The following is a 25,271-nucleotide window of genomic DNA, read 5'->3' as shown; positions in this document are numbered from 1 at the left end:
CGTAACTCAATACAATATGACGGACGAGCGCAGGCTGCATAGGTGCCTATTCCAACTGATACATAATCATAATCCCTGAACGGGCACTGGATCATTTGCAGAGTAAAGCAAATGAAAGTATGTATTTCATACCTTTTGCGTATTCAAATCCTTATAATACACGTCCTCAAACGGCAGATAAATACGCCTTTTTTCCAAAGAAGATAAATAGATTCCCTTAACCATCTCCAAAGTCTTCCTGCCTTCCGACCCGTCTACAGCTACAGGTCCATCATGCAGAATCGATTCATAAAAATCCCTGATCTGAAGATGGTGGCTGCTTCCCCAGTAATCCGGTCCTATGTTTGTGGTCTCATAGGTATTTCTTATTTCTGTATAGCAGCCATCCGCTTCATAAAAGCCCATATCCTGTATCAGGCCGCAGCGTCCCTTTTCCCCCTGGAGCTCTATGGTAATGGGTGAGTCGGAAGCATAGGAATTGCAGGCATAAAGGCTGTAGATACAGCCGTTTTTAAACCTTATAGCGGCTTCTGCGGCATCCTCCACATGCACCATTTCATGACAGTGGTTGTGAACGCTTCCTTCTATCCATTCAATGTCACTGCCCAGCATGTAACGGACACGGTCCATGCTGTGAATGGCCTGGTCAATCAGTACGCCGCCTCCCTCCTTATCCCAGGTTCCTTTCCAGTCGCAGCCCTCGTAATAAGAGGCAGGGCGGTTCCAGGTGAGATAAGACCGGGCAGATAAAATCTTTCCAAAATATCCTTCACTAATCAGCTGTTTTAACTTCTCCACACTTTTTGTATATCTGGTCTGGAAAATGACGCCCAGCTTTTTCCCTGTAAGCTTCTGTACCTCCATCATCCTGTCAGCCTCCTGCAGGGAAATAGCAATGGGCTTTTCAGTGAGCACATGTATTCCTGCCTCCATGGCTTTTACAGCCATGACCGGATGCAGATAATGGGGAAGGCACAGATGTATTACATCAATCCGGTATTGCAGCGCGGACTCTAAATCCGTACTGTAATGGCAGTTGAATTTTTCCCCAAAAGCTTTTGCCTTATCTTCGTCAATATCAATAGCACATACTAACTCCACATAATCCGAAAGTCTGCGAAAGGCATCTTCATAACAGGAAGAGATTCTTCCGCAGCCCATAATTGCAGCTCTTAATTTTTCCATTGGCGTACCTCCGTTTCATAAGAAAACAACATAGCCGGAAAACCCCATCAGCCGATAAAAAAGCTTCCGGCCATATCCTGAGTAAAATTGTAATGGATATCAAAGAAATATTTCATTGCGCCATTATAAAGGGCGCTGGAATCCAGAAGGCTGTACTTAACGCTGACGGAGTTCACCATACGGCGAAATCCCATGGTACGCAGGCATTCCTGGATTTCCTGGAGAAATAAAGGCCCAAGGTCTTTTCCCTTACCCCCGATGATAATCAGCTTCGGATGCACCATACAGATCAGATTGCATAAAGCCATGGAAAATTCATCAGCGATATCCCGCACTACTTTGCAGGAAACCATATCACCATATACACTGGCCTGACCAAGATCCCCATAGGTAACGGCCGATGATCTCCTGAAAGCCGGACTTCCTCCGGCTTTTGAAATACGGTCTTTTAAGGACGCTTCCCCGATCATTAACTCCAGGCAGCCCCGGTTCCCGCAGGAGCAAAGCTCTCCCTTAGGGTCAATGGAATAATGGCCGAACTGGGTGTAGGAAGCAGAAGCACGGCCCAGCATCTCATTGTGGATGAATAAGGTGGCGCCGATCCCTTTCCCGAAGTTAATAAATGCAAAATCCTTTTCCGTAATCTGAGTATAAACCTTTTCCGCATAAGCAAAGCAGGCCGTATCATTTAGAAGAGCCACCGGAAAACCGGAGAATGCACGCTGGAGCTGACCTACAAAATCTTTTTCCGGAAGGTTCAGTGTTGTTGCGAATATTTCCCGCTTGTCAGGATCTATCATGGCAGGAACCACCACGCAAATCCCCAAAAACTGCTCCCTGTTTATCTGCTGCAGCACAGTCTGATGAATGTATTCCTGGCACAGAAGAATGTAGCTGTCAAGGGAAGGAACATCCACCTGTTCACAAAAGGAAGAGGTGCCGGTGATATCCACCAGGGCCGCATTCAACCTCTTCTCCTCCAGTAAGAAAACAGCCACATAATACTGTTCCGCACGAAGCAGCAGACTGTTGGGCTTACGGCCCACATTCGTACTATCACTGGCACCGGAATCGTATACAAATTTGCGCGCAATCAATTCATCCACCAGGGAGGAAACTGCAGTCTTACTTAAATTAGAATCTTTTGAGAGCTGCGCTCTTGAGATCCCTGGGTTTCGGTAAATGGAATTGTACAATTGCTTTAGATTTGTATTTTTAATTAACTGCTGGTTTACAAGTTTCATAATTTCCTGCCTGTCCTTTGCTTGTTATGATAAATTACTGATTGAACTGCCTCTGTCCCCATGAAGTCCTGGAAAATCCCACGAATAGCAGTTTGGCTTCTCCTTAGGCAGAGCCCTTTTCTGACTTTTAGGCTTAAAAACAACTGCAACACCTTTCCCCTTCTCATGATCTGCTGCATTAGAAGCTGCACCCCCACCTCCTTAACACATATTTAGTAAAGTAACCTTATCAAATAATGTATCACAAAATATAGATAGTTGCAATAATTCCGAAAAAAATACGGAGAAAAGCCTCATTCCTGAAAATCATTATATAAAAGGAGGTTTTATCCATGATAAATATAAGGATTAGTATAAATAAATTGTAACTTGATATGACCAATCGTCATTTTATATGAATATTTCATAAAATAAATAATTAATTTTCTAAATAAATATCACTAATTACATTTATTTTATACGAATCCAAAAAATATATTGACATATATGTCGCTTAATGCTATTGTAATTTCAACAAATTAATATAACTCGTAGATACCAAAAGCCGGAATTCAACGATTTGATCCCAATGGCTTTTAATTTTAAATTATATTAGTAAGGTCACTGTACAAACTAATGAAAGAGGATGATGAAATGAAAGTAGGACTGATCGGATGCGGAGGAATGGGCACGACTCATAACCTATCGTTAAAGGCGTTGTCAGCAAACATGAATGTGGAAGTAACGTCCCTTGCAGACTGCAGGCCGGAATTTCTTAAAAAGGCAGCAATACAATGGCCCAATGCAAGGCAGTATAAAACCGGCATGGAGCTGTTGGAGGCAGAGTCCCTGGACAGCGTCCATATCTGCCTCCCCAGCTATCTCCATACGGAGCATGCTCTGGAAGCTATGGATAAGGGAATGAATGTATTTGTGGAGAAGCCTGTATGCCTGACAGAGGAAGAGGCCGGAAAGCTTATGGAAGCCCAGAAAAGAAATGGGGTTCAGGTTATGGTAGGTCAGGTGGTGAGATCCTTTGATGAATACCGGTACTTAAAGGAGTGCTACGATACCGGCAGGTTTGGAGAACTGAAATCCATCACCATGCAGAGAGTCAGCGGAGATGCCGCCTGGGGATATGAGGATTGGTTCCACGAGGAGGGGAAAAGCGGTTCCGTTGTACTGGACCTCCATGTACATGACTTAGATTTTCTCCGGTATATGCTGGGAGAACCGGATTCCTTTGATGTAAGGGCCACGGCCTTTTCCAGCGGCATGATCAATCAGATCTTTACCGCCTATGAATTCGGCAAGGTTTTTGCCATAACGGAAGGAATATGGGACATAAGCTCCGCTCTTCCTTTTGAGGCCAGCTTCCATGCATGCTTTGAGGAAGCCAGCGTCGTATTTAAAGGACGGGAGGAAACGCCTCTGACCATTTATAAAAATGACGGCAGGATCGAGCATCCGAAACTCCACCGGGAGTATGACGTAAGCGATGACTCTGCCGGAATCAACATATCCAATCTGGGGCCTTATTATACGGAAATAAAATATTTCATCCAATGTCTCCAGGAAGGAAAACCGGTTGAAGTCGCCCCCCTGGAGGAAGGCATCCAGTCTGTACGCCAGGCGATCAGGGAATGGAAGCAGGCAAAGGCGTATGTAAACAAAAGGTAACAATTAAAATTTTCATATTTTAGGAGGAAAAATTATGATGAAGAAAGCATTGGCTATCCTGATGACAACGGCATTGGCTGTTCCCAGCCTTACGGCATGCAGCAAAAGCGTCTCAAAGGATCAGGCGAAAACGGCGGAAGAAATCACCTTAAAGGTATTTGACGCACATGCATACGGCCTAGAAGAGTATGCAGAGATGGCTAGAAAGTTCGAAGAAGCCCACCCTGGCGTTAAAATCGAAGTACAGCACGCTGCAAACGACAGCAGTACGCTGCTACAGTCCCGCGTGAATTCAGGAGATATCCCGGATGTATTTGATGTTGAATCCGGTACGGCAGCCCAGAAATATTATGAATATGCTTATAACTGGTCAGAGGGCAAAGAAGTATTAGGCAAATTCAAGGAGGCAGCTCTGGACACGGGAAAAGACGGGGACGGGAACATCATGTCACTGCCCTGGACCTATGAGAATTTAGGCCTGATCTATAACATTGAGCTGTTTGAAAAAGCCGGGATCACAGAACTTCCGGATACCATGGATGAGCTTGAGGCAGCCTGCGAAAAGCTGTCCGCAGCCGGGATCACACCTTTTGCTTTGGCAGCAAAGGAAACATGGGTCCTTCATCACCTATCCACTCATTTTATAATGGATAAATCCCTGGATGCAAAGGGAGTCGTGGATAAATTAAACAGCGGCGATCTTGCCTTTAAGGATATGAAGAATTTCCAGAATCTCTTCCGTCTTCTGGATCTTGCTGTGAAATATGGTCCTGACAAGCCGCTTGAAATCGACTGGGAAACAAGCGAAAACATGCTGGCAAATGGAGAAGCAGCCATTATCCATATGGGCGACTGGTGCCAGTCTACCCTGGATTCCTTTAACCCCGATGCCCGCCTGGCATTCCTTCCCTGCCCGGTGAGTGATAATCCGGAAGATGCCACACTGCTGTCTTCCTGCAACTGGACCTATATCGTGAATAAGGATTCCAAGCATTTGGATCTGGCAAAGGAATATCTGGAGTATATCCTCACATCAGAGGAAGGTCAGAAATGGATGTGCGACGGCGTAGGAGGCGTTCCGGGAGCTAAGACGACCATGGAAGTTAAGGGTGCTCTTGCCAATGATGCGTCATCATACGTAGAAAACGGAAAGACAAACGGCTGGATCCACACCATTGCACCTACGGGATATTCTGATATCGTTGGGCCTGCGATGCAGGCGTATATGATAGGCGATATGACGGCGCAGCAGGTGACTGAGGAGTTCCAGAAGGGATGGCAGATCCAGAAAAACTGATCCCTCAGTTTTAGAAACCGGAGCCTGACGGAAATGGAAATCCAGGAGGGATGAAAGTGAAAAACAAAGGAAAAGCAAAAGATTTATTGATATTCGCATTGTTTGTATTTCCAGCGGTGGCATTTGTACTGTTTTCTACAGACGTACCGTTTCTGATGAACCTGTACTACTCAGTCTTTGACTGGAATGGGATCAGTAAGGACATGAAGTTTGTGGGACTTCAGAACTTTGTTAATATATTCTCAGATGATGCACTGTTTTGGAAAAGCGCTGCATTTACACTAAAGTTCTCGGTGTTTTTTGTAGTGGCGGTAAACACGATATCCCTGACGGTTGCCCTGGTCATGGCGGAGGAAAAGAAAATCTCAAGCGTGGGGCGGGCATTTTATTACATACCTTATATCATAAGCCTGACGGCCATCAGCCTGATCTGGAAATTCATTCTTGGTCCCGGGTTTGAGGCTCTGTATCAGGCAACCGGCTGGGAGGTGTTTCACTGGAGCTGGCTGGGTTCGTCGAAGCTGGCATTTTTCGTAGTCGTGATCATGACCGTGTGGCAGAATCTGGGATTCTATATGGTGAATTATATTGCCGGCATCATTTCCGTACCAAGGGAACTGATCGAAGCCGCCAAAATAGACGGAGCCAGCAGATTCCAGGTGTTAAGAAGGGTGACCATTCCCCTTATCATGCCTGCAGTTTCCATCTGTATGCTTACCTCCCTGACATTCTCATTTAAACTGTTTGATGTCATCATGGTGTTTACCAAGGGCGGACCGGCCAATTCCACCATTTCCGTGGCGTACAACATCTATAAAGAAGCATTTTTCAACAACCGGTACGGAATGGCTACCGCGAAGTCACTGGTATTTGTGGTTTTCGTGCTTATGATCACTGCAGTCCAGCTTAAGGTAACTAAGGGTAAGGAGATAGAGGCGTAATGAAAAAAATAAAAAAGATCAGCATGCTTTCCGTTATTGTGTTTATCTGTTCTGTATTTTGGCTGATGCCCCTGCTTCTGATATTTATTAATTCTTTTAAACCTTATAACGACATGCTTCAAAAGTTCCTGGCCCTTCCTGAAAGCTGGAGTCTGAATATGTACATGGAAACATGGACGAAATTCCGATTTCCGATGCTCATCAGCAATACCCTGCTGTATACGGCTTGCACGGTATGCGTGATCGCACTGCTGGCTCCTATGGCAGCCTATAAGCTGGCAAGGACAAAGGGCAGATTGTCCGCGGTGTGCTTTGCACTCATTATCATGCCAATGATGGTGCCCTTCCAGTCCTACATGATCACTTTGACCCGGCTGGTGGCAGGTTTTGGCATGACAGGGAATAAGATCGGATATATCCTGGTAAGTACAGGGCTGTGTATGCCCCTGGCAGTCTATATGATTCATGGGTTTGTAAAAAATGTTCCCATTGAGCTAGAGGAATGCGCCTGTATTGACGGCGCTTCCAAGGTGAGGACCTATTTCACCATTGTTCTCCCGCTGCTAAAGCCCATACTGACAACTGTTGTGGTTCTGGACACTCTTGCCACATGGAATGATATCATCACCAACCAGCTGATCGTCGGTGGGAATGCCCGGGCAATGAACATCCAGAATGCGCTTTACATGCAGTTTTCCGCCCAGTCGGCGGACTGGGAACACGCCCTTCCGGGAATTGTGATGTCCATGGCCCCAAGCCTGATCTTCTTTGTTTTCATGCAGAAGCATATTGTGGGAGGCATTACGGCCGGAGCTGTCAAGGGCTGATAAAGAGAAAGAGAGGTATTTCCTATGAGAATCGGAAGTTTGGTTGAACTATTTCAGGATACGGACGTGGATGGTAGATTTGCGGAGCTGCGCTCTATGGGTATGGAAAGCTGCCAGCTGGTGTGCTGGGACCAGAAATTGATGAATGAGGACACTGCAGATAAGGTAATTGCCGCAGCAGGCCGTCACAAAGTGGATATTACCGCCTTCTGGTGCGGCTGGGAAGGCCCGAAAATATGGGATTTCTATGACGGTCAGCTTACCCTGGGTCTTGTGCCAGAGACATTCCGTTTTGAGAGAATGAAGATGTTGGAAAAAGGGATTGAATTCGCAGCCATGATACAGGTGCGGGATGTGGCTACCCATGTGGGCTACATGCCGGAAAATCCCTATGATCCCAATTACCAGGGCGTCCTGGCATGCTTAAAAACGCTGGTAAAACAGTGTAAAAAGAATCAGCAGAATTTCCTTTTTGAGACAGGCCAGGAAACCCCGGTCACATTAAAAAGAGCCATACAGGATATCGAAAAGGAAACAGGAAAAGGCAATGTGGGAATCAACCTGGATCCTGCCAATTTAATCATGTACGGCAAAGCCAACCCGGTAGATGCCCTGGAAGTATTCGGGGAATACGTGATGGGAATTCACGGAAAGGATGGAAAATATCCTACGGACGGTCATATGCTTGGCGAAGAGGTTCCTCTCGGAGAAGGAAAAGTGAATTACCCCGCCTTTGTGGCAAAGCTGAAAGAAATAGGATATGACGGAGATATTACCATAGAACGGGAAATATCCGGCGAAGAGCAAAAAAAGGATATTCTCATGGCAAAAAATCTTCTGGAACAACTGATAAATGAAGAATAGATTTACATGAAAAGAGCTGCCCGCTGTCTGATTATAATCAGCCATGGGCAGCCATTTTTATGAATTCCTGTATCTCTTTAAAATTACAAAAATCACTGAATAACAATCGCCTGGGACAAATGCCTTGGCTGATCCGCGTCAATGCCCTTTTTCTCAGCAATGTAATAACCGATAAACTGTCCGATAAATCCGATTAACGCCGCATTCTGCATGTCATTATACCCATAGGGCAGATCCAGGCAATAGTCTGCCTCTTTCATATCCACGGCAGCGGTATTTCCGACTGCCGCCGTTACCGCACCATATTCCTTCATCTGGGCCAGGAGCTTCGCATCCTCTTCCACGGTTTTCGAATGACTTAAGAAAAGGACCAGGGTATTCTCATCCACCAGGCTCATGGGACCATGACGGTACTCCAGGCTGTAATAAGCCTCTGAATTCGAAATTCCCATTTCCTTTATCTTGTTCATGCACTCATTGGCAACCCCGTAGTAAATGCCCTGCCCCAGGGTAATGAACAGGTTTAAATGTTCGTTTTCACCGATGATTTTCTTTGCCAGGACATCCATTTTCCCAAGGACATCCCTTGCGCTGTCTCCGTAGTCTGCCATTGCAGCCACTTCATCCTTTTTACCTCCCACATACATGGCCATGATCACTGATAAGTAAACCATGCTGGTAAAGGAACGGGTCATGATCACGCTGTCCTCGGCAGTATCCGGAGACAGGATCATATAATCATTATAGGCCGCACTATCCTTGTCACAGGTGATAGCCAGGGTTTTAACCCCGGGAAAGCTTCTCACCTTGTCAATCGCCATACGGACCTCAGTGGTATAGCTTTTCCTGGTAATGGGAAGAACCAGAACCCTTCTGTTTTTCACAAATGTCTCCGGGAAGTAGTAAAGCTCGGAGCAGCACATGGCCTTAGCCGGAAGGCAATTGTAAGCAGAAAAGGCATGGGCGGCAGCCTGGGCCAGATAAAAGCTGGTGCCGCAGCCGGTAAAGATCAGTTCATCATATTCCTCTGCAAATGCCTGATCCAGGACCCTGTAAATATCCTCCAATGACTTATTGACCGCTTCAAAGGACTCAGGCTGTTTATATACCTCGCCGTAAGTTAACTGGCTGTTTTTCTTTTCCATGTCAAGACTCCTCTCATACTGTTCTTTTATTCTAAAGTGAATCATGCTTTCCCTTCTGACCCTGCCAGGCGGATGATATCCTTAATATCCTCTGTCAGCCTGTTATTGGCATACTGGGACAGCTTCCAGGAATGCCCCTGATGATCCATATTCTTTAAACCTTCCTCATAGTGGTTTACGTATTGATAGCGGATTTCCGTGCCGAAATTAATTTTCGCCACTCCCAGCTTTATGGCCTCTCTGATGATATCTTCTTTCATTCCGGTACAGCCATGAAGAACCAGGGGGATATCCGTAAACTTTCTCACTGCCTCCAAAACCTCCAGATGGATGTCCGGTTCTCCCTTATAATATCCGTGGGCATTGCCGATGCCGATGGCCAGGGAATCGGGCCGGCACAGCTCTAAAAATGCCTTTACTTCCCAAGGATTCACAATATTCTTATTTTCCATCACTCCTCCCAGGTTATCTAAGCGCAAAAGCTCTCCGATTTCGGCTTCCACCGGCACTCCAAAGCATCTGGCTACCTTTAATACCTCGTTGGTCATAGCCGCATTTTCCTTTACAGGCTTTTCCGAGCCGTCGATCATTAAGGAAGTAAAGCCAAGCTTCAGTGCCTCCATGCAGATATCAAAATCCCCGCCATGGTCCAGATGAATGGATACCGGAACAGAAACCTTGCCCGCGCACCACTTGCAGACTTCCACAAACCAGTCGTGGCCGGAATAGGCTCCTGTGGATACGTAGTGGGCAAGAATGACCGGAGATCTCATCTCCTCCGCCGCCCGGCAGGCAGCCCAGATGATATCATAATTTCCTCCCTGGGTATTGAGAGCCGGGATGGCATACCCTGACTTTGATGCCTTCATTAAATTCTCTTTGTTTGTTACAAGCATGGTTTTTTCTCCTTTTTTATCCTTTTACTGCACCCGCTACCAGGCCCTTGACCATATATTTCTGGAAGAAGAAAAATATCACTACCATAGGGATGGTACCCACAATGGAAATGGTGTTGATCAGGGACCAGTCATAGGAAAGCTCGCCCAAATAGCGGAGTGCAACGCCTGCCGACAGAGTCCGTAAGTCATCTGTCTGGATCAGGGTCGATGCATGCAGATAATCATCCCAGGAAAGCAGGAATGCATAAATTCCCACTGCCAGCATCCCCGGCTTTACAAGCGGTACCACGACCTTAAAAAGCGTTCCGAACCTGCCCGCTCCATCCACTCTGGCCGCTTCCTCTAACTCCTTTGGAATCCCGTCATAGAAGCTGGACATGAGCATAATGGTAAACGGGAGCATACCTGCCGTAACAGCCAGGATCAGCCCCGGGTGCGTATTAATCAGTTTTACATCTCCAAGGATCTTATAAAGGGAAATCAATCGGCTGACCACGGGAAACATCTGTGCGGAAGTGAATGCAGCCACAATCCAATTGTTCCATTTAAAATGGAACCGGGACAACGCATAGCCGGAAATGACCGCCATAAAGGTGGTGATGAGCGCAGCGCTTCCCGCCACAATAAAGTTGTTTTTATAATATGTAAAGAAATCATTATCAACGGTGAACAAATTGATGTAGCTCTGAACCGTAGGGTTCCCGACCAGAAAGGTAGGCGGAAACTTGTATGCCTCCATATTGGTTTTAAAGGATGTGATCAGAACCCATAACAGAGGGAACAGTAAAAACAAAAGGATGAGGCCTAAAACCACATACTTCAGAATGTTGTTTAAGGTACGGTTTCGTTTCATATTCAGCCTCCTCCTTACATATCATCCGCTTGAAACATGCGGTTATAAACAAATACGACCACGATCATCAAAAGCATCCATACCGTAGTAACAGCCGCTCCGGAGCCAAAATTATTGGATACAAAAGCTTCCCGGTAGCTTAATATGGCCATGGTAGTGGTGGAGTTGTTCGGTCCGCCTCCTGTCATGGTCCAGAATAAGGGGAACTGCTTGAAGTTCTCAATAATGGACATGGAAACCGTGACCTTGATCACGCTCTTCATATAAGGCAGGACAATGTTAAAAAATCTCTGAACCCCATTAGCCCCGTCAATTTTAGCCGCCTCTAAAATATCCTCAGGCACATTGGCAAGACCAGCTAAAAGGAGCAGAGCTGCAAGAGGGATCTGTTTCCACAAAGCGGCTGTGGAAACGCCAAACATGGCCGTAGCCGGATTATTCAAAACGGCAAATTCCGTCACCCTGCCTCCGGTCAATATTCCCACGAAATATTTAACCAGACCGTACTGCGGCTGGAACAGCCACAGCCATATAAGTCCTGAAATCAGGGTCGGCACCACCCAGGGGACCATCATAATGCTTCTTATAAACCGGGAAAACCTTATGTCGCTGTTTAAAATCAGGGCCAGGGCCATTCCCAGAATAAACTGTACTGTAACCACACCGAACACAAATACCAGGGTGTTTGTTATGGAAGGAAGCAGCTTTCCATTGGAAAAAAGCTTTGTGTAGTTGGCAAAATCATTCCATATTCCTGGTTTTCCCGAGATGATATTTTTTACCTTATAATCGAAAAAGCTTCTGTATATGGAATCCGCCACCGGAATCAATATAAACGATACGGTTGTAATAATTGCCGGAAGCAGCAATGCAAATGCGAATACCCGATCTCCTGTCTGAGCCTTAAAATACGACCTCTTAATTGCCTTCTCCTTCAAGGTTCTTTCCCCACTTTCTATTTATTCTCTCCGTAAACATTGATTCCAGGTCCCAATACTCCGGCCATACAGCTCTGTCCCCCGCCCATGACCGGCTCCCTTGAACCGTCAACTCTTGGATCGGCATACTGAAGAAACCAAAGCTCCATCTTTTTTTTCATCCTGCCGATCACTTCCTTAATTTGCTTAAGTCAAATAACTGTCTGCGCCTTATGGAAGCAGGGGCTGTACCGTATTCTGGAAATTCTTAAGAGCAGTATCAACGTCTTCTCCTCCAACCGTTACCGCCTGGGCCAATGCACACAGCTCTAAGTTAAATTCAGATAAGGAAGGGAACATCAGCACCGGCTCCGCCTTTTCCACGGAATTTCCTGCGCCGTTTAATATCGGGCTGTTCTTTACGGCTTCCATGTCCTTCATGGCATCTTTTGCAGGAAGTGCTGGGGCAATATTGGCAATGTAATCATTTAAAACCTCCGGTGTAACCACATACTGGATAAAGTTCTTCACCGCTTCCACGCGCTCCGGTCCGTTGTCAACCGCCACAAAGCAATGAGACTGGAGATTGGAGGCTCCATCCCCGTTACCGCCCTTTAAGGGCTCTGCTGCTGCCGCAAAATTCACCACATCCGGGTTGATGGATTTGGCTCCGTTAAAGCCCCATGAATTGTCATAATACATGGCGAGCTGCCCCAGGGCAAATAAGTTTCTTAAGTCCTTTGGCTTGGCGTTCTGAGGGTTATAGCCCTTTTCATCAAGAAGCTTTAACATCTTAAGAGAATCCTTTAAGCCTTCATTTTCCACATTCAGCTTCCCGTTTTCGTCTAATACATACCCCCCGAAGTTTGCGGCAAAGGCCTGAATGGAAGACCCGATGACAATCACCGATGCAGTGGGCTGGCCGAATGCATACACTTTATTTCCATCGTCCGTAGTAAGCCCAGACAGCTTTTCCGCCATGGAAAGCATTTCTTCATAAGTCTTTGGAGGCTTGCTGGGATCAAGGCCGGCCTTTTCAAACAGGTTCTTGTTATAGAACAATAGGGAAGGAGATACGTAAAGCGGCGCTCCGTAAACTTCTCCGTCAACCTTATGAGCCTCCAGAATATTGGGATAGTAATCCTTTAAAAAGTCTTCATCCAAGACATCCTTCATAGGAGCCGCAAGACCTGCATCTACTAAGGCAGGGATCCAGATCATCTCACTGAAAACACAATCTACCCGGTCTCCGCCTCCTGCCATGTTGATGACCTGGTTTAAGATTTCACCGTATGGAGCGGTGACCCATTCAATCGTTACATTGGGATACCTGGCCTCAAAGCCTTCCTTCGTGCTTTTCCAAAACTCATCATACCCCTTTTCCAGAACCGCATAATTGGCAATCTTTAAGGTGATGGGCTCCGTGCTTCTTAAACCCTGGGCTTTCTCCTCTGTCTTTGCCTCCGCCTCTGTCTTCGGCTCCCCTCCGGTTGTCCCCGTCTCAGTCTTTCCCCCACCGGTGCAGCCGGTTGTGAGCGCCATGAGACTAACAAGTGCCAGCGCTGCTAATCTTCTTTTTTTCATAAAATACCCTCTCTTTCTTTAAGATTCCGCTTGTTTTATTAAAACCAGATTTTTCGGGACAATATCATCCCCATATTCCGTTATACACTCGTGTGTATATCATCCGGAAAAACCTGTGTTTTTCCTCCAGAATAAAACCATTACGTGCTTTCTCTTACAATCAGCTTTGTTTCAAATTTCCCATTCTCCGGATGCTTTCCGCCGATCATTTGTACCATCATATCAATGGCGGTCCTGCTTATAGCCTCCCGCTGCATCTCCAGGGTCGTAAGCCTTGGAAAACAAAACATGCTGATGCTGGAATTGTCAAAACCCACCACGCCCATATCCTGAGGCACTCTCTTTCCCCAGCCAACAGCCGCGTACATGGCGATGCAGGCCACCATATCATTCCGCCCCACGATTCCGTCTGTTTCCTTATGTTCCTTTAAATATTTAACAACTTCCTCTGCCAGTTCCTCTTCTGAATGACAGCCTGCAATGACCGTATCTTCACCGGCATAAAGCCCGTTCTCTCTCATCTCGTCAAGGTATCCGCTAAGCCGTAAGTCCGTAGGTCCGCTTACATTTCCTTTTTTGCTGATGCGGTCAATATATATGATATGCTTCCTCCCTCTGCCGACTAAATGGCTGACCGCCATTCTGGCTCCCGGATACAGGCCGGAAGCAAGGGTAGCCACATTCTCAGGAAGTTCGCCATGGGTCCTGTGCTCAAACAGCAGTACGGGTATTCCCGCCTTGCTGAAGGACTCCACATATTCCATGGGAAAACTGATGGAGCTGATGATGATGCCGTCATACTGCCGGCTGATCACCTGGGAAACAAATTCCGGCGTATTCCGGTTGGCACACAGTGAAATCAGGAATCCGGCCTCATAGGCGTATTTGTCCATCTCGCTGACGATCCGGCTGAAATATTCGTTGGTGATCTGATCTGCAATAAAGAGAAGCTGGTTGCTGCGCTTTCCCTTCAAAGCCCGTGCGACGTTATTGGGCCTGTAATGAAGGGCTGCAATGGCCTCCTCCACCCTCTGCCTCTTTTCCTTTGCCACATAGCGATTGTTATTGACTACATAGGATACGATTGTCTCGCTGACTCCTGCAGCCTTTGCCACATCCGACCTTGTCACCCGTTCGCCGTTCTGACTCATAATCCTGTCTCCTCACCATAAACTCGTATGTATATTTTTCATTATACCCGTCTGGTCCAAATGGTGTCAACGGTTATTTCCAGGCTGCATCTCAATAACAGGGATTCCAAGCAGCCCGCATACCTGCTTCATGGCTTCCGCCACATCCTCCCATACGATGCTGTAATGGTGAGGGATTCCCTCTGCTATGATCCCTTCTATCACTTCCCTCACAGGGTGTTTCACTCTTACGTTAGCCATGGCTCCCTTTGTATACCGGTCCATTGGCAGTGCCTCTCCTCCCATAAGGAACAGCTTGTAGCCTCCGTCTATGTTGCAGAATCTTGCAATGGTCACTTTCCCAGGCTTTAAAGCCCCATAAAATGCGGTGCCCTGGCCGGCCAGAGGATGATTTCTAAGCTGAACTTTATAATCTTTATTGCACAAGGATGGAGCAGGATTTCCGCAATGCCAGAAGGTGATCACGTTTTCCTCTTCATCGATATTGATTAAGTCTGTAATAAAGCTTGGCTTCCCCGTAAGATAGTATTCCGTCATCTGGGCCAGCTCTGCATCCACATCCCCTTCACAGCCGATGTTAATTCCCTCATCAGCCAGGCGTCCAAGGACTGCACAGGGCGTTGTATGGAGATTTCCCATTTCAGGCCAGCATTTGATGGTTGCAAAATCATACTTCTGCTCTCTCATCACCTCTTTAAGAGCCAGATACAGTCTGGAATGGTTCTCCAAATGTCCCTCAGGAAGCTGCGCCACGTCATATTCAGAGGACACCTTTTCCATGTCAGCCTTCCAATCTTCTCCGGATAACTCTGCCATCCGGTCAAAGATCACCTTTAAATCAGTTTCTTCGATCTTTACCCCAAAGGTCCTGCGGATCAGGCTTTCATCAAAACTGCAGTTGTAAAAAGCTGTGGGACGGTATCCAAAAAGCCCCAGGTTGGTATGCCGTAACGCCTTGACCACGCCGTAGGCCAGAGCCAGGTTTTTCACCTTTTCCGCCGCCCTTTCATCCTCCAGGCTTCCGTATACGGTATGATAGGTTGCCCCAAGCTTTCTGATGGCAGCCGCATTCATTGTCATGGAACAAAGTGCATTGGAATAAAGCCTGTCATCCTTTTCAAAAGGTATTTCATAGGGCGCCCATAAGATAAGGGGCACTCTTACCATCTCCGCCAGATAAGAAGGCACGTCATCTCCTGTAAACGCACCATAGACCAGAACGATCACATCAACGTCCTGTTCCTTAAACTCCCTTGTCACCTGTTCTACCGCCTCCCGGCTGCTGCCCAGGATGGAAGCCCTCACGATCCGGGCCATCGGAAGATGTTCAGCCAGCCAGTCCCCATATTCCCGGTTTCTCTGTTCCGGAACCTCCTTGGGCCACCTGCCCGAATAGGTAGTAACAAACCCAATATTCAGTTTTGTTTTCATCATTTCCCTCCAATACAAAAAATATTGCACAATATTTTTTAATATCAACTCGTGTGTATAATACATATGTACCACATTCTATTTATTTTGTCAATATCCCCCTCCTCTTTTTTATAATTTCTACAGCAGTGCAACGATCCCGGCGATTGCCATGAGCCCATATACGCACATGCTCATAGTCTTTCGGTCGATCCCCGCCACCAGTTTGCTGCCCCAGACACTTCCTGCCAATATCGCCGCAATCCCAATTGCCATATAAGGAACCAGATCCGCGGTCAGGAATCCATTGGAGATCCTGGCGATGATGTTAAAAACCACGGTAATGGAAAAAAATGCATTTAATGTCCCCAGATACTCCTCTTTGGAATCCAGGACAGCCAGATAATAAAGGCTCATAGGCGGACCGCTGATCCCAAAAAAGCCGCCGCATATGCCGGCCGCCAGCCCGCAGGCCGCTCCCATTGACAGTGACGGCTTTACTCTGGCTTTCCCTGAAAAAAAGAAAAAGTAAACAGCCAGCCCTATGAGAAACAGGCCAAAAATCCCTTTTCGCTTACCGGCATCAAAATAAGCGGACCAGTGAATGACAATGGTACTTGCCGCCAGATAGATCCCTGCCGGAAGTAGAATCGGCTTTATCCTTACCGACTTCCGGTACCGCCAGAACATAGAAAAGGACAGGATCATGGTAATCACATCACTTAAAGCCGGAGCCGCATTCATGGACAGGATGAGGGGAAGAAAAATCATAATGATGATCGCACCTCCAAAGCCTGTTACCGCCTGGACAAGACCTCCAAGAAGAGCGGAAAAAGCCACAACCAGTATTCCTATCATCAAAGTCTCCTTTCCTGATTCCGTGCAACAAAAAGAGCTGAAGGGAACCGTATCCGCAACAGCCCTGACGGTTTACATAAACTGATAAATATTATATATATTAATTCCAATAATGACTATCATCAAAAACAGGAACAGCTTGTCCACTACCTTCTCGTCAATCCTTTTATTGATCACCCGGCCGCTCATCCCGCCTAAGATCCCTCCTATCACCATGAGGACCAAAAGCCAGATGGAGAATTCCGGGACCGTTCCTGTTACCATGGAATTCAAAAGTCCTGTGATCTGGGAAAACAGGATGATGTACAGAGAATTCTGGGCGGCTGCCTTCGTATCCATGGAAAAGAAGAAAAACAGCATCACCAGATTGATGGGGCCCCCTCCAATTCCCAAAAAGGAAGAAAGGATCCCAAGCACCAGTCCGATCAGCACGCAAATCAACGGATGGGTCACATGATGAGTATGGATCTTGTCCTTTTTAACCGTATAGATCAGCGTTCCCAGAGTGATCACCAGGAGACAGGCCGCCTGAACAGCCCCCACCATGTCCTTGTCTGCAAACAGGGAAGAAACTGCCTGGAACATGGATTTTCCCACGACTCCCCCAATGGCCGCCCCTATGGCAAGAGGCGTCCCTGTCTTCATATCCACCAGGGACTCTCCGCTCATTTTCCCTTTGATTACAGAATAACAGGTCATTGCAAGCACCGTACAACCTGACAGAAAGCTTATGGCAGATACGCTTAACACCCCAAATGCATCCAATGTGGGCTTAATGATAACGCCTCCGCCAATTCCGCAGATGGCGCCTGCAATGGATGCGCCAAAACTGATCAATAGAAACAATCCATACATATAACCGCTCATTTTATCAAAATCCTTCCTCGCCGGTGTCAGCGGCATTCTCTTCCATGTACATAAGTCTTAAGAACATTGTATGCTTCATCAAGCACCACCAGGTTCGCTTCTTTTCCCGCCTCAATGGAACCCATCCTGTCATAAACGCCGATCAGCCTTGCGGGATTTTCCGTAAGAAGCCGGAGTACTTCCGTAAGTGGCTTTCCCGTATATTCCAGGAGATTCTTTAATGCGGCTCCCATGGTCAAAGTGCTTCCTGCCCGGCTTCCTCCGAAAGCCAGTCTGGCATCTCCGTTTTCCACAATAACATCATTTACTCCCAGCTTATATTTCCCATCCGGAAGCCCTGCTGCCATAATGGAATCCGTCACAGCAACCACCTGGTCCAGTCCCTTGGTCTTGATAATCAGCCGGACCGTTCCGGGATGGAGATGACGTCCGTCACAGATGATTTCACAAAAAACCTGGTCAGACTCCAGCACAGCGCCCCAGATCGCCGGAAAATGCTGGTGCAGAAGCTTCATGGCATTTCCCGTGTGGGTGGCGCCTCTGGCTCCCGCCTCAATGGCCGCACACGCTGTATCGTAATCAGCTCCGGAATGGCCGATGGCAACCTGGATTCCAAGCTTCTTTAATTTGGGGATCATGAGAATATTGCCCTCAATTTCAGGTGACAATGTGATATATTTAACATCACCCTCTGCCGCTTTCTGATATTCCTTAATGAGCTCCAAATCCCCCTTCCGAAGCAGGTGCTCTGGCATAGCTCCTTTATATTCCGGTGACAGAAAGGGGCCTTCTAAGTGGATTCCTAAAAGTTTTGCTCCCTGATGCTCTCTGGTTTTCCATTTTTTATACTCTTCTATGCACCAAAGGGTCTGCTCCTTTGTATCCGTTAGCACCGACCCCAGCCAGGCCGTTGTCCCCTGGGCGGCAAAAAAGCGGCAGATTGTTTCATAATCCTCCGCTGTTGCCTTGTTCACATCAACTCCTGCAGCTCCGTGGGTATGTATATCGATAAATCCCGGAACCACCAGCTTTCCTTCCATATCATAAACAACGGCTGCATCCCCGTTGTGAACTTCTGCTATCTCCCGTATGAATCCATCCTCTGCCAGCAAATCCCCCAAAATAAAGCTTCCGTTTACATAAAACCGCCCGTTTCTGAATAGCGTTTTCATAAAAATTCCCCTTTCTCATTCTTCAGACCGCCGCTTTTTCATACGATATGCTTCTATCATATCATAATTCGACAAAAGATTCCATTTTATTTAACCAAACGTTTGCTCCTCAAATAAATGGGACAAATTTAATTCCCTGATGATGGAGACGATCTCCTTTGACCTGCTGCAGCCGAATTTTCTTAAAAGGCTTTTTATCTGGGTCTTGACGGTTATGACTTCCACACAGCGGATCCCTGCAATTTCCTTTATTTTCCGGTCCTCCAAAAGAAGCTTCACCAGCTCCCGCTCTGCGGCAGTCAGCTGGGAAACATTATTAATGAAGTATAACAGGCTCCGTTCCGAACGCTGCAGCCTTTTGTATTCATTCATAATGGTTTTCTGTATTCTTGCTTCCATCACCGGTTTTCCCATGTGGGCATTTTTAACATGTTCCATCAGATTTTCTATTGCTCCGCCTTTCACAACATAATCCACAGCCCCGGTTCCCATAGCAGTAATGATGATGTCCTCGGTCTCGTGAACGGTCAGATAGATGATCTTCTGGTCATGCTTTATATCCCGGATGCGCTCGGCCGCCAGAATCCCGGCATTCCTGGATTCCATCTCAATGTCCATCAAGATCACATCTGCATCCATTATAAGGGCCATTTCCACGATTTCCTTTCCTGTGGAGGCGCAGCCTATTACCTTTATCTCTTCATCCCTTTCCAGCTGCTTTTTTAAATCATCACAAAGTATGGTAAAATCCTCTGCAATCAGCACCTTTATCATCTTATTCCCCTTCCTTATTCATCCTGGTTTTTACACTTCGGTATCGCAACAAAAAAGGTGGTTCCCTCTCCCTCCGTACTTTCTAACTTCAGCATTCCAAAATGGTATTTTATGATCTGTCTCACATAATATAGCCCAAGTCCCCAATTATTATTGGTATTCTTGCTGGTATAGAACGGGTCAAATATTTTTTTCTGTACCTGTCTGGACATGCCCCTTCCATTATCCTGGATTTCAATGGTCACATAAAGCCGTTCATGGTATGCCTTTATGCTTAAGTGCTTTTCCTGCCTGCCGGATTCCAGAATGCTTTCATAGCCATTGATCGCCAGGTTATACAGGGCTTCGCTTAAATGAACAGCGTCCGCCAGGATCAATGTTCTGGCTTCTATCTCCGTTTCCACCGCTACATCCGGATATTTTTCATGAAACCGGTCCAGAACCTTACGGACCACTTCTGAAGCTTCCGTAGGTACCAAAGTCATGTAATTGGATTTAATGCTCCTATATAATTCTTCCATCCGGATAATCATATTCTGATTGATGGTTTCAAGCATATGGGAATATTCCAGAAGCTTCTCCTTATCAGGATCGGCTTTTTTAAGTTCCTCACTGATCCTTTCCTGGATGACCCGGTTGGACAATAGCTGATTCTTCATACCATGGACAAACACGGAAAGGCCTTTGCTTGCCATATCCATTTTCTTTTGGATAATGACATCTCCCCTGGTCTCCTCATGTTCCATAACCGTATAGGATTTAAGGCTTAAGAACCCCAGAATTCCAAACAGCGTGGTAAACACAGACAGTACCATCCACCGGCTGACGGCTCCGCTTGCCGATGAAGAATAAAGAAGCCCCCCATAACGCATATACTCTGCGGAATACATCTGATATACCTGAATGGGATCCTGGCGGAAATAAAAACAGTACATAATTCCCATACAGATCAGAAACACCATAATGTAGCGAAACTGTCTTTTGCAGTAAGGAATGGTAATGCTTTTGTATTCATGAAGCAGAAGCCATAAAGCCGCCGCCAGATAACAGGCGATCCACAAAATTGTGAAATTAATAACCAGAAACTGCAGCCATTTTCCTGTTTTTGCAAGCCCTAAAAACAGGGAGGGATAATAGAGAATCAGTGTCATACAGGGCAGTGCCATAATCAGGATATGCCTGGATTTACTACGCAGGATCCAGGGAATCATGGAATAATCAAAGGCAAGCATAAGCAGAAATCCCGGAAACAGGGTTCTACCCATAGCGATCATGTATCCCAGCTTCCTTAATGGAAATATCATATAAGACAATTTTCTTTGGATCCTTAAATCAAAAAATAAGAAGAACTTCTGCCCGGTCTGCAGCCCGCCTGTCTTTGACAGATAAATGATAATCCCGATAAACATGCAGACAAAGCTGACGCAAAGCCCCAGCATGAGCTTTGTCTGTTTATCTCTTCTAAGGAAAAAAATCGCAATAGAGGAGGATAAAATAAAGAACAATACAACAAACAGCATAGCTTTCCTCCTGAATCATTTTAAGATCCCAGTGCGCCACAAATGGAGGTGTCCCGTTATTCCCGGATACCTCCATTTAAAATTACTAATTATTTGTGGTTTTCATCATATGCTTCCTGCATGATATCAAAGAGAACATAATTGTTTACATCTACCGGCTTCTCCAGACGGCCTGCGTCTAAGAACACCTTCTGCTGGTTCTCATAATAGGATTTGATGGTTCCGTCCTCCAGGGCTTTTCCCACAAATTCTCCGGTCAGCCAGTTTCCTTCTTCCGTAGTTGCCAGCATGGTGGCTTCATCAACCTCACACTGTTTTGCTACCAGCTTTGCGACTTCATCGATGTTCTCCGCCCGGTAATCCCCGGCTTTTTGAAGAGCCCTGGCAAAGCGCACCAGAACATCATGGTTGGAATCGGCATATTTCTGGGTGGTGATAAAGCTGGAAGGAAATGTGACCTGATCTAAATAATCCTGATTATTGGCTAACATGATTCCATTGTCTCCAAGAGCTTTCATGATGGTTCCGGTTCCCGGTGACCAGGTGGCACATGCATCCACATTACCGCTGATGACTGCTGATACGGTACCGTTGGCATCCATTTCCACCAGCTCCACATCATCTGTCGTCATTCCCTTGGATTTAAGAGCCAGGTTCAGAATGATCTCTGCAGATGTACCGCTGGTAACGGCAACCTTTTTTCCCTTTAGATCTTCAATGGAATTGATCCCTTTTGACTTGTTGCCGATGACAGCATCGGCTAAGCTGGTGCAGTCGATCTGGAAGATCACCGCTTCCCCTGATGCACAAAGAGCATGGGCCCCGTGTCCGATCTGGGAAATATCAATATCACCGGAAGCCATGGCTGCAATTTCGGCTGGACCTCCCTGAAATTCCACCATCTCCACTTCCAGACCCATTTCCTTAAAATAGCCTTTTTCCCTTGCCGTAACAGCCAGAGAAGCGCTTCCCATATTGGGCATATAGGCGATCCGGAGCTTTATGATATCCTGAGCTTTTGTTTCCTCTGCCTTGGTTTCTTCTGCCTTTGTTTCCTCTGCTTTCGTGTCTTCTGCTTTTGTCTGCGCCGCCGTAGTTGCAGGCGTCTTCGCTCCGCCCGTACATGCGGTCAAAGCCGCTGCCGTCATTACCATCCCCATAAGTAACGAAATTCTTTTTTTCATTCCTTTCTCCTCCTTATTTCCTGATCTCTAAATATTCCTGATACACCTGGGACCATATATAACTTTTTAATTCTAAAAATTCCGGTGTCATCTTTGTTTCCTGGGTTCTGGGATATGGAATCCCGATCTCTACGATCTCTTTAATCCGCCCTGGCCTGGCGCTCATAATGATAACCTTTTGAGCCAGAATAATGGCCTCGTCCACGTCATGAGTAATGAAAAAGCAGGTTTTACGCTCTTTCTGCCAGGTAGCTAAAAGCTCTGACTGAAGCTGGGTCCTGGTCTGGGCATCCAGAGCTCCAAAAGGTTCATCCATGAGAAGCACCTGAGGATTTACCGCATAGGCTCTGGCTATGGCAACCCTCTGTTTCATTCCGCCGGACAGTTCCTTTGGATAAGCGCCCGCGAAAGGTTCTAAATCCACCATTCTTAAATATTTCATGGCTTCTTCCCTGGCCTGCACCCCTTTTATCCCTTTTAGCTTTAAGCCGAATTCCACATTTTTAAGTACCGTGAGCCATGGAAACAAGGCGTACTGCTGGAACACTACCCCCCGCTCCGGTCCCGGGCCCTCCACCACTTTGCCATCCACGTATACGCTCCCTGTGGTAGTCTCCAAAAGTCCGGCGATGATATTGAGCAGCGTTGATTTTCCGCAGCCCGATGGGCCTACCACACAGATAAACTCATTCTCTTTTATGTCAAGGCTGACTCCGTTTAAGGCGGTCATCTCTCCCTTGCGGGTATTATATGTTTTTACCACATGATCGATTTTTACTTTTACTGCTGCATTGTCTCCTGCCATCCGGTCAACTTCCTTTCCAAGTATCGTACAATCTGTTCAAAGGCAAGGCCAATCACGCCGATAATCAGGATTCCCATAAGTACGGTCGCCATATCGTAATAGCCCTGTGCCTTTTGGATCATCATTCCAAGCCCCTTAGACGCTCCCGTCAGCTCTGCCGCCACCAGGGTGGTTAAAGAAGCGGAAAGCCCAAGCCTGGCCCCCACCAGGATAAAGGGCGTGGAAGCCGGTATGACTACCTGAAAAAATATGTCCCGGTCTGTAGCCCCAAGTACCTTTGCCGCCTTAATCAATGTTACATCCACATTGCAGACGCCCTGGTAAATGGTGACCACCAGTACGAGGAAAGAAGCGATAAATATTACGATGATCTTTGCCTTTTCCCCCACCCCTGCTCCCGCAATGACAAGGGGAATATAGGCCAGGGGCGGAATATTTCTCACAAACTGGATCCAGGGAGCCACCAGGTTCCGAAACGGTGCGTACCAGCCCATAAGAAATGCAATGGGAATCGATGCGATGAAGCCGCAGAGAAAACCTGCGATTACCCGGAACAGACTGATATAAATATGGGGCCACAAGGTTCCGTCCTGCAGCTTTCCTGCCAGTTTGGATATTACCTCCCACGGCTTTGCAAAGATGATTCCGCCTGCATCTGTAGACGCTATGAAGATCCATAGCAGAAATGCTGCCAGGATGGACATCAGCATCCATAGCTTTGCAGGAATGCGGTTTAACATACTGTTCTTTTTTTTACTGCTCATGCTACCCTTTCCCTCTCTGTCTTTCTCGAATGCTTTATTATCTGTAGTTTACACCCAAAAAAGCGGTCTGGGGAGGGGGATCTTTTATCATACCTTTTTTCCCAGAGCGGCAAACATGCTCCTCTTATATTCCTCCACCCCTTCCTGGTCAAAGGGGTTTATATTCATCATGGTACCAGAGATCCCGCATGCCATCATAAAATAATAAAACAGTTCTCCAAAGGTTTCCTCTGAAACATCTTTTGTTAAAAAACGGATGCAGGGCACCCCGCCCTTCCAATGGGCGTTCAGGGTGGCTTCCTCAGCCGCCTTGTTCATCTGGTCAAAATCCATGCCATTCAGATAGTCAAAGCCATCCCCAAAATTCGGATCAGGCTCAATCACCGCCTCTGCGCCTGGATTTTCTGCTGAGACAAAGGTCTCTATCAGGCTGCGTCTTCCCTCCTGCATATATTGGCCGATGGAATGCAAGTCCTCCGAATAAATTGCTGAGGAAGGAAATATCCCCCGTTTCTCCTTTCCCTCACTTTCTCCAAAAAGCTGTACCCACCATTTTGTCAGATAAGAATACCGTGGTTCAAAGGATACCAGCATCTCAATATCATATCCCCTCTCATATAACAGGTTTCTGGCAGCCCCGTAAAGTACTGCAGGATTGGAAGATGGATTGACCCGGCAATCCTTTGCGGCCCTCTTCATCCCGGCAAGATACTTGTCCGGATCAAGCCCTGCTGCCGCTATGGGCAACAGGCAGACCGGAGAAAATGCGGAGTACCGCCCTCCTACAGATGAGGGAAAGGAAAGAAACAGATAACCGTTTTCCTTTGCGATCTCCTCCAGCCGGGAACCTTTCGTACCAGTCACAATGATCCGCTTTGCCATCTCCTCTCTGTCATACCTCTTCTTCATCCACTGGCGCAGGATGCGGAAATGGCTTCCCGGCTCCAGTGTCTCAAAATTCTTGGCAATGACATTGATATAGACGTTCCGTCCCTCCATCCGCTTGAGCATTTTGCTGACAGAATAAGGAGACAGCGTATTTCCCATATAGAGGATCTCCGGCCCCTTCCCGTCTGCCAGGGCCTCTATCATAGCCCTGGCTGCCTGGTTGGATCCCCCTACTCCCACAAGGACAAAAAGGTCCCCCTCTCTTTTGATCTCCTCAGCCTTCGCCTTTATTGCCTCCAGTTCATCATCCGGTATGGCCGGGGAAACCCAGCCCAGAACTTTATCATGGTCCTCCATGGTAAGCAGCATGTTCATGGCCTCTCCTGCCTTTTCCCGGCTGGCATTAAAATCCTCTTCCCCAAAATATGTTTCTGTTTTTTTCAAATCTATTCTAACGTTCATG

24 protein-coding genes are annotated in these 25,271 nt (G+C 46.8%); 5 read left to right on the top strand and 19 right to left on the bottom strand.

The features are described from left to right. Positions 1-126: 126 nt before the first annotated feature. Both RT269_RS05690 and RT269_RS05685 read right to left on the bottom strand, forming a co-directional pair. Positions 127-1,185, bottom strand: a complete 1,059-nt coding sequence (locus RT269_RS05690; RefSeq protein WP_313181151.1) for a Gfo/Idh/MocA family protein — start codon at positions 1,183-1,185, stop codon at positions 127-129. A gap of 47 nt (positions 1,186-1,232) precedes the next feature. Continuing rightward, the gene (locus tag RT269_RS05685; RefSeq protein WP_313181150.1) at positions 1,233-2,429 is read right to left on the bottom strand and encodes an ROK family transcriptional regulator; all 1,197 of its coding nucleotides are present in this window, start codon (positions 2,427-2,429) and stop codon (positions 1,233-1,235) included. A gap of 633 nt (positions 2,430-3,062) precedes the next feature. On the opposite strand from RT269_RS05685, the gene RT269_RS05680 reads away from it, so the two are divergent. The 5 genes from RT269_RS05680 to RT269_RS05660 are packed head-to-tail and all read left to right on the top strand — an operon-like array spanning position 3,063 to position 8,017. Further along, complete coding sequence (locus RT269_RS05680; protein WP_313181149.1) at positions 3,063-4,088, top strand: Gfo/Idh/MocA family protein; 1,026 nt, start codon at positions 3,063-3,065, stop codon at positions 4,086-4,088. A 34-nt stretch (positions 4,089-4,122) separates the two neighbouring features. Continuing rightward, entirely contained in the window at positions 4,123-5,385 is a 1,263-nt protein-coding gene (locus RT269_RS05675) for an ABC transporter substrate-binding protein (RefSeq protein ID WP_313181148.1), read from the top strand. Positions 5,386-5,435: 50 nt separating this feature from the next. After that, positions 5,436-6,326 (top strand): carbohydrate ABC transporter permease, encoded by an 891-nt coding sequence (locus tag RT269_RS05670; protein ID WP_313181147.1) that lies wholly within the window; start codon positions 5,436-5,438, stop codon positions 6,324-6,326. Further along, positions 6,326-7,153 (top strand): carbohydrate ABC transporter permease, encoded by an 828-nt coding sequence (locus RT269_RS05665; RefSeq protein WP_313181146.1) that lies wholly within the window; start codon positions 6,326-6,328, stop codon positions 7,151-7,153. Before RT269_RS05670 ends, RT269_RS05665 begins: the two co-directional genes overlap by 1 nt. A gap of 24 nt (positions 7,154-7,177) precedes the next feature. Then, positions 7,178-8,017, top strand: coding sequence for a sugar phosphate isomerase/epimerase family protein (locus RT269_RS05660; protein WP_313181144.1), 840 nt, complete (start codon positions 7,178-7,180; stop codon positions 8,015-8,017). A gap of 92 nt (positions 8,018-8,109) precedes the next feature. Here RT269_RS05660 and RT269_RS05655 read toward each other — a convergent pair whose 3' ends face one another. From RT269_RS05655 to RT269_RS05575, 17 genes are all read right to left on the bottom strand, one after another. Then, complete coding sequence (locus RT269_RS05655) at positions 8,110-9,207, bottom strand: SIS domain-containing protein (protein WP_313181142.1); 1,098 nt, start codon at positions 9,205-9,207, stop codon at positions 8,110-8,112. Then, on the bottom strand, positions 9,204-10,058 hold the full coding sequence (locus RT269_RS05650; RefSeq protein WP_313181140.1) for a class II fructose-bisphosphate aldolase: 855 nt from the start codon (positions 10,056-10,058) through the stop codon (positions 9,204-9,206). The genes RT269_RS05655 and RT269_RS05650 overlap by 4 nt, the downstream gene beginning before the upstream one ends. Positions 10,059-10,074: 16 nt before the next feature. Continuing rightward, on the bottom strand, positions 10,075-10,914 hold the full coding sequence (locus RT269_RS05645; RefSeq protein WP_313181138.1) for a carbohydrate ABC transporter permease: 840 nt from the start codon (positions 10,912-10,914) through the stop codon (positions 10,075-10,077). A gap of 14 nt (positions 10,915-10,928) precedes the next feature. Next, positions 10,929-11,852: a carbohydrate ABC transporter permease gene (locus tag RT269_RS05640; protein WP_313181137.1), complete on the bottom strand. Its 924-nt coding sequence runs from the start codon at positions 11,850-11,852 to the stop codon at positions 10,929-10,931. A 17-nt stretch (positions 11,853-11,869) separates the two neighbouring features. Then, entirely contained in the window at positions 11,870-12,013 is a 144-nt protein-coding gene (locus RT269_RS05635) for a hypothetical protein (protein WP_313181135.1), read from the bottom strand. A 49-nt stretch (positions 12,014-12,062) separates the two neighbouring features. Further along, complete coding sequence (locus tag RT269_RS05630; protein ID WP_313181134.1) at positions 12,063-13,415, bottom strand: ABC transporter substrate-binding protein; 1,353 nt, start codon at positions 13,413-13,415, stop codon at positions 12,063-12,065. A gap of 140 nt (positions 13,416-13,555) precedes the next feature. Further along, complete coding sequence (locus tag RT269_RS05625) at positions 13,556-14,566, bottom strand: LacI family DNA-binding transcriptional regulator (protein ID WP_313181132.1); 1,011 nt, start codon at positions 14,564-14,566, stop codon at positions 13,556-13,558. Positions 14,567-14,632: 66 nt separating this feature from the next. After that, positions 14,633-15,997, bottom strand: a complete 1,365-nt coding sequence (locus tag RT269_RS05620) for an L-fucose/L-arabinose isomerase family protein (protein ID WP_313181131.1) — start codon at positions 15,995-15,997, stop codon at positions 14,633-14,635. A 120-nt stretch (positions 15,998-16,117) separates the two neighbouring features. Next, positions 16,118-16,834, bottom strand: coding sequence for a sulfite exporter TauE/SafE family protein (locus RT269_RS05615; RefSeq protein WP_313181129.1), 717 nt, complete (start codon positions 16,832-16,834; stop codon positions 16,118-16,120). Positions 16,835-16,906: 72 nt separating this feature from the next. Continuing rightward, on the bottom strand, positions 16,907-17,701 hold the full coding sequence (locus RT269_RS05610; RefSeq protein ID WP_313181127.1) for a sulfite exporter TauE/SafE family protein: 795 nt from the start codon (positions 17,699-17,701) through the stop codon (positions 16,907-16,909). A 26-nt stretch (positions 17,702-17,727) separates the two neighbouring features. Beyond that, positions 17,728-18,873, bottom strand: a complete 1,146-nt coding sequence (gene nagA, locus RT269_RS05605) for an N-acetylglucosamine-6-phosphate deacetylase (RefSeq protein ID WP_313181125.1) — start codon at positions 18,871-18,873, stop codon at positions 17,728-17,730. A 90-nt stretch (positions 18,874-18,963) separates the two neighbouring features. After that, complete coding sequence (locus tag RT269_RS05600; RefSeq protein WP_313181124.1) at positions 18,964-19,647, bottom strand: response regulator transcription factor; 684 nt, start codon at positions 19,645-19,647, stop codon at positions 18,964-18,966. A gap of 14 nt (positions 19,648-19,661) precedes the next feature. Next, entirely contained in the window at positions 19,662-21,167 is a 1,506-nt protein-coding gene (locus RT269_RS05595; protein ID WP_313181123.1) for a sensor histidine kinase, read from the bottom strand. Between the two features lie 89 nt (positions 21,168-21,256). After that, complete coding sequence (locus RT269_RS05590; RefSeq protein WP_313181122.1) at positions 21,257-22,351, bottom strand: ABC transporter substrate-binding protein; 1,095 nt, start codon at positions 22,349-22,351, stop codon at positions 21,257-21,259. Positions 22,352-22,364: 13 nt separating this feature from the next. Further along, positions 22,365-23,156, bottom strand: a complete 792-nt coding sequence (locus tag RT269_RS05585; protein WP_313181120.1) for an ABC transporter ATP-binding protein — start codon at positions 23,154-23,156, stop codon at positions 22,365-22,367. Continuing rightward, entirely contained in the window at positions 23,132-23,920 is a 789-nt protein-coding gene (locus RT269_RS05580) for an ABC transporter permease (protein ID WP_313181119.1), read from the bottom strand. Before RT269_RS05580 ends, RT269_RS05585 begins: the two co-directional genes overlap by 25 nt. 87 nt (positions 23,921-24,007) lie before the next feature. Then, a complete protein-coding gene (locus RT269_RS05575; protein ID WP_313181118.1) occupies positions 24,008-25,270 on the bottom strand; it encodes a glucose-6-phosphate isomerase in 1,263 nt (420 codons plus the stop codon). Between the last annotated feature and the right edge of the window lies 1 nt (position 25,271).

The sequence above is a fragment of the Lacrimispora sp. genome (genome assembly GCF_032078915.1).
Lineage (GTDB): Bacteria > Bacillota > Clostridia > Lachnospirales > Lachnospiraceae > Lacrimispora.
This window is presented reverse-complemented; position numbering and strand designations above follow the sequence as displayed.